Source organism: Terrabacter terrae (assembly GCF_039529575.1).
GTDB lineage: Bacteria > Actinomycetota > Actinomycetes > Actinomycetales > Dermatophilaceae > Terrabacter > Terrabacter terrae.
This window is the reverse complement of sequence record NZ_BAAANB010000121.1, coordinates 1-5,469: the sequence shown is the minus strand read 5'-3', so window position 1 is coordinate 5,469 and position 5,469 is coordinate 1. Positions and strand designations below refer to the sequence as shown.

General features: G+C 63.8%; 5 protein-coding genes. 3 read left to right on the top strand and 2 right to left on the bottom strand.

Going from position 1 to position 5,469, the window contains the following annotated elements; genetic code table 11:
- Both ABD194_RS19755 and ABD194_RS19750 read left to right on the top strand, forming a co-directional pair.
- Nucleotides 1-670 (top strand): hypothetical protein (locus ABD194_RS19755; protein ID WP_343994687.1); only part of this gene is annotated, 670 nt, incomplete at its 5' end.
- 198 nt (nt 671-868) lie between these two features.
- Entirely contained in the window at nt 869-1,471 is a 603-nt protein-coding gene (locus ABD194_RS19750; RefSeq protein ID WP_343994685.1) for a hypothetical protein, read from the top strand.
- Nucleotides 1,472-2,172: 701 nt separating this feature from the next.
- Here ABD194_RS19750 and ABD194_RS19745 read toward each other — a convergent pair.
- Nucleotides 2,173-2,667: a hypothetical protein gene (locus tag ABD194_RS19745; RefSeq protein ID WP_343994683.1), complete on the bottom strand. Its 495-nt coding sequence runs from the start codon at nt 2,665-2,667 to the stop codon at nt 2,173-2,175.
- Nucleotides 2,668-2,863: 196 nt separating this feature from the next.
- Between ABD194_RS19745 and ABD194_RS19740 the strand changes: the two genes are divergently transcribed.
- Nucleotides 2,864-3,691, top strand: a complete 828-nt coding sequence (locus ABD194_RS19740) for a GIY-YIG nuclease family protein (protein WP_343994681.1) — start codon at nt 2,864-2,866, stop codon at nt 3,689-3,691.
- A gap of 94 nt (nt 3,692-3,785) precedes the next feature.
- Here ABD194_RS19740 and ABD194_RS19735 read toward each other — a convergent pair whose 3' ends face one another.
- Nucleotides 3,786-5,036 carry a DNA/RNA helicase domain-containing protein gene (locus ABD194_RS19735; RefSeq protein ID WP_343994679.1) on the bottom strand — a complete coding sequence of 417 codons (1,251 nt, stop codon included), beginning with the start codon at nt 5,034-5,036 and terminating at the stop codon, nt 3,786-3,788.
- Between the last annotated feature and the right edge of the window lie 433 nt (nt 5,037-5,469).

Genomic DNA, 5,469 nt, shown 5'->3' with positions numbered 1-5,469 from the left:
GATGATCGATGAGTTGGGGCGAGCCACATTCAATGTGTTCCCTGACGATATTCGCTTTGCAGACGTCGCACGAGCGCGGGACGCTGGACTATTCGAAGGGGATCCGCAGCGGCTGGCTCTTTTTGTCGACCCCTTTCCGGGAGTGGAGGGCGGCGGGGGCAATGGGTTCTCGCTTTGGCAGAACGTCTTAGACGTCTATGCAAACGTGCGACCATGGATGGAAGGTGGGCTCCTCTTTTCAGGCACGACTGCGACTCTCTGGGGGGCTTACAAGGGGATTGCGAAGTTTATTCGCCGCCACGCGCCCAGTCTTGAGCGCCGGTCAACGGGGCTGACGCAGGTGGAGGCGCTCGGACGACTAGCGAAGGGGCCCGAACAGCTGGGCAAACTTCTAGGTATCCCGACCGGAGAGGCCGCCGACCTTTTAGTCACACTCGGGTTGAGGGCGGGCCGGGACACGGATACTCCGGATGTCATACTGGCTCGGCGCGTGACGGCTGTTACAGCCAAGGTCTCCACCCACTTTCACCTGGAGCCCGAGAATTTGGCCGAGGCCTGCAAGCGCGCATCTCTGGTGCCCTTCGATGGCGATGAGCTTGCCCTTGAGCACACCGTCACAGGGATATTTGAAGACCTAACGGAATTGCAGAATCGAAAGTATTGGCAGTAGAAAGGGGGGTGCTTCGTAGCGTCCGTGTGTGCCGCTCCCGACCGTACCCGGGCTCGAGCACTCGCCACGCGTCACGTCATACCGCCGCCAGTCGACCGCTGTTGAGCGGCGGCGCTACCGCGTTGCGGCAAATCCCAAGCGGTGCTCCGGGCCGGGTTGTCCGGCGCACGGACCAGTCGTGTTTGCCACTATGGCTTGGTGAACGACTTGATCACGACCGCACCCGCTCTGCTGCGCGACCATCCCGCTGTCATCAGCGTCGAGTTCGCTGGCTCGCGTTCCCGAGGGACACATGCGGGACTCTCTGACTGGGACTTCGCCGTCGAGACCTCGGACTTCGAGGCTCTGGCTCGAGACCTGCCCACGCTGGTGCTGCCTTTGGATCCGTTGAGCCAACAGTGGGAACCAATGGGCCACTTCCCGGTCTACCAGGTACTTCTGCACGGTCTGACGAAGATCGAGTACCTGTTCCTGAGTGAATCGCAACAGCCCGTCCCGGCCCGCGAACCCACCGCCGAGTCGCTCGCGTCGATCAATACGCACTTCTGGGACTGGATCTGGTGGATTGCCACCAAGGGGGCGATCAATCGCACTGACCTGGTCGCGGAGCACCTGACACAGTTGCATGACCACCTCTTACGACCGATGGGCATCGAGCCGGTGCCACTCAGCGTCGACGCCGCGATCGGGGCGTTCGCCTCCCGGCGCGATGCCCTGGAACGGCAGTTCGGGGTGGAGGTGGACAGAGCCCTGGAGGACGAGGTGCGCCGCGGCGTCGAACGCGTCCTCGGCCAGGGATAACCACGCACGTGCTCTTGCCGCGACCTCCTGAGCGCCCTCGCCTCTGACCAGATGCTGACCTGCAGGTTCTTAGATCCTGCCGCTCACCCGCAATCCCGTTTGTGCCGTGACCGCTCCTAGGACTCGCAACTTCATCGCATCACTTCGCCGCAATCGACCATGCCAGGGCCCAGCCACTGCTCCGTTGGCTAGCAAAAGTGAGCCCCTCACGGATACGCGCTATCTCTCGCGCCACCCTGGCGCACGAGTCGTGAGCCTTTCCCTCACCCCATCGGACAACGCGTCCGCGCAGGGCTTGTTGGCACAAGCAGCAAGCCTCAGTAGTCATCCGAGCTTGTGCTGGGCGCCCGCTGGACGTAGTGCCGCTGCTCTTGCGGCTCGCGGCCTTCGGGGACTTCTTGGGGCAGTCCATGTGCCGATAGCCCGGTTGCCCATCGCGCGTCCGAGCGAAGTACGCCTGGTCATTCACCTTCATTGTCTGCCCGCACCTTTGGCAGCGCGTTCCCGATACGGGCACTCGGAGTGCAATGCGATCTCCCTTCGCCATGGACGGAAATTAGCCTCGTGGTCCGACAGGCGCCGGTGGCTCGCCGTGGCACCGCCGAAAGGGCACGCCTCTCCAAGAACATCTGCCCACGACGTCCTGAGGAAGCACTCCCGCCGCGTCTCACAAAAGCTGACAGTCCCAGAAGACCCACCACCTACTCGGGACGGCGTGTGCGAACGGAAAGGCCAAGCGCCAGCCCCGCCACCATCGCGACCAAGGTCAGAGGAAATACGGAGGAGTTCCTAGGCTCAGGGTCTTGCGCTTCCTGTCGCAGCGCGACTTTAATCTGCTCGAGCTGTTGTCGCAGTCGGGCCGTCTCGAGCTCCGAAGCAGATCTCAAAAGGCTGTCGGCCCAGTACCGACCGATGCCCGCAAAACCGGCTCCGATGAGCCACGACGAAGCGGCGGCGGGCGCCTCCAGGCCGACGATGCCGGCGAACGCCAAACATGTGCCGGTCACCGTCGTGCTCAGGAACCGGGCGAATGGCCAGCGATCCTTGGGAGCCCAGGCAACGATTAGGAGAACAAGGGAACCGGCGGCTACCGCGAGACGGTCCTCCTTTGGAAACTGCCCTACGAGGACGCCAGGAATGAACATCGCTGCGCCAATTGTCGCGATGACTCGGCCGCGCCCGCTCTGGCGCACCATAGAAGAGCCGCTCGAAGATCGACGGGAGTCTTGGGTCGTCACACTGAGTGGATATCACTGGGCGCCGACACTCCCGATGATTCGACCAGCTCCTCCTCGGGGTGTAGGTACAGCCGTAGTCAGGGTGAGGTTCATGCGTCAGTTCGCCGCCAGCCGGGCGCGACGTTCGAGTCGTGTCGCCGGCTAAGGTCCCGTCATGGAGCCCATCCCACTGACCAGTCTGCTTCCCGACGGCTTCGACCCAACACAGTACAAGGTCCACTTCGCCGTCTGGAATCAGATCAAGCATCCGATCGACGTTCTAGCGACCAGCCCGGAGGAGTGGCAAGGGTGGAACTCGTGGAGAAGCGTGAACAACGACTTCAACCGGGAATTCATCTTCTCGGTGGCCCAAGATAAACACGACCCGACGCTTTGGCTCTTCGGCGGGATCTGGGAGGTTCTGGAACGGAGGCCCGAGCCCCAAGCGCACTCGTACACGGTGAGGATACGGGAGGACCTGATGGGTCCCTTCATCCGCCGTCTGTGGCTCCGCCATCAGAGATCGGGCAGGAACATTCGTCAGCGAATGGAGTCGGTCCTGCCGACAGTTACGGTCTCGTCGATCCTCGAGGAGCCGTTTGCTGGCGACCCATTCCCGGGGCACGACCGGATCAATCACAGCCTCGCCGACCTCCAGGCCGTCGTCAGCCAAGCTCGTACCGACTGGCGGGTGCCATTGGAGAGCATGAAAGGCGTCTACGTCATCCACGACTCGGAAACGGGGCAGCGGTATGTCGGCTCCGCCTACGGCGACACCGGCATCTGGCAACGCTGGGCGACATACGCGGCAACGCTGCACGGCGGCAACGTCGGTCTCAAGACTCTTCTTGAAGCAAAGGGCGATGAGTCCTACCGGACCGACATGCGGTTCGCCCTCCTCGAGTACTGGTCGATGCGCACCGATGACGCCCATGTACTGCAGCGCGAGTCCTACTGGAAGGACGTCCTCCATGCACGGTCGCTCGGACATAACAAGAACTGAATGACGGCCGAGCACCAGCGCTGAAGAAGCGGACCGCGGCCAGGACGGGGGATCGATATACCGCGAACATTCCCCCCGCGACTGCGACCGACCCTTATCGAGGCGACGCAGCGACCAGCTTCCGGAAGAACTCGTGAGTTTGCGCGTCCGTCGAGTAGATGGTCACGCTCTGCATCCCACGTGTGAGGAGCACCTTGTAGACGTTGCGTACCAAACGGTCGAACTCCTGGTCGCTCACCTTCGTCCTGTTGCGGAAGTCGGGGTCCCGATTGGCCTCGCGCACCGTGCGCCAGCCCCCATCGCGCCAGACGAAGTCCGGACCGATGATGACGCCTGCGTGGTCATACTCGAATCCCTGAGCCGTGTAGACGCAGCCCACCTGGCCGAATCCCGCGGGGTCGCTCGCCCACAGCGCGGCTGGCGGCGCGCCGCCGACGGCCCTGTCGCCGCGAAGGTTCCAAGGACGAGACCAGCCGTCGATCTCCACGTCGTTGACCAATGACCCGTCTGGGCGTGGGTCGCTCCACGACCAGCAGTAGCCGGCCGCCATGCGGGCCGAATAGCCGTTGCTCTGCCGCGTCGCGAGGACGTGCTCGAGCTCCTCCGGCGTGTCAGCGACTGACACGCTGAAGCCGTCATCACCCTTCCACTCGATCGGGCCACCCGGCTTGAGGCCGAGCAGACGCAGCACCCAGTCGACGTAGACCTCAGAGCCGCCGCAGCGGAACTGGTCGTTGAGGTTGATGTGCTCGACCTTCAGGCCGAGGGCCTCTGCATGCGCCTCGATGTCCTCGACGGTTCCCATCTCGCCCGGACGCACCACCTGGTGCTCGTCGAGCAGAAACACCGGGACCCTTGCTGCCGACAGGAGCTCATGGATCTGCGGACGCCCGGCCGTGCGCAGCTCCTTGCGCGTGTAGCGACTGACGGACGTCTCACGGATGCGGTGCGCCTCGTCCAGGATGAGGCAGTCGAGGTCGTTCGGCTCGGCGGTCATGAACGAGTTGAAGTAGGTGAAGAGCTTCTGCACACGCGGCGCCCGCTTGCCGGCGACCTTTCTCAGCGTCATCGTGAAAGACCTGGAGCCGGTGGCGTGCATGACCGCGCGACCTTGGCGTGACAGCTCTCCCATGAGTGAGAGGGCGATGACCGACTTGCCGCTGCCAGGTCCGCCGCTCACGACAACAGCCGTCTTGGTGTTCGACCGACGGGCGTGCTCGACTGCATGCATCACGTGCTCGTAGGCATCCCGCTGCTCGTCGAGCAAGACGAACTGCTCCCGGTTCTGCACCTCCTCGGCGGCAACCGCCAACAGCTGCTTGCTCGGCGTGATCTTGCTCCGCAACAGCGCATCCGCAGCCTCGGCGCCGCTCTCGCCGGGTGCGAGGAGGGTGCGCAGGTACTCGACGAACGCGCCGCGACGCTGACCGGTGAAGAGGCTCCCTGCTTCGTCCGCTGCAGACGAAGGAGGTCCGAGACGCCGAGATCCGTGGCGTTGTGCAGGTAGGCGACACCAGCCAGCGAGTGCGGCTGCTCGGCCAGCATGACGGTGAACGAGGAGAGGTAGTCGCAGTAGTCGGCGACCTGCAGCGCTGGATGCGTCACCGCGCGACGGCCGTACTGCTCGACCGACACGAGCGTCTCGCTGTCTTCGAAACGCTCGGCCGAGCTCCACTGCTTGAGCTCGACTACCACGTACGACGGGAGCCCGGTCTTCGGGTGCTTGCCCGCGAGCACCACGTCCGCGCGCTTGCTCGTCAGCGGCAGCTGGTACTCGA

What these genes read in the sequence shown, in the direction of transcription:
- ABD194_RS19745 (WP_343994683.1), bottom strand. Translation starts at nt 2,667, where the DNA reads ATGGTGCGCCAGAGCGGGCGCGGCCGAGTCATCGCGACAATTGGCGCA.
- ABD194_RS19740 (WP_343994681.1), top strand. Translation starts at nt 2,864, where the DNA reads ATGGAGCCCATCCCACTGACCAGTCTGCTTCCCGACGGCTTCGACCCA.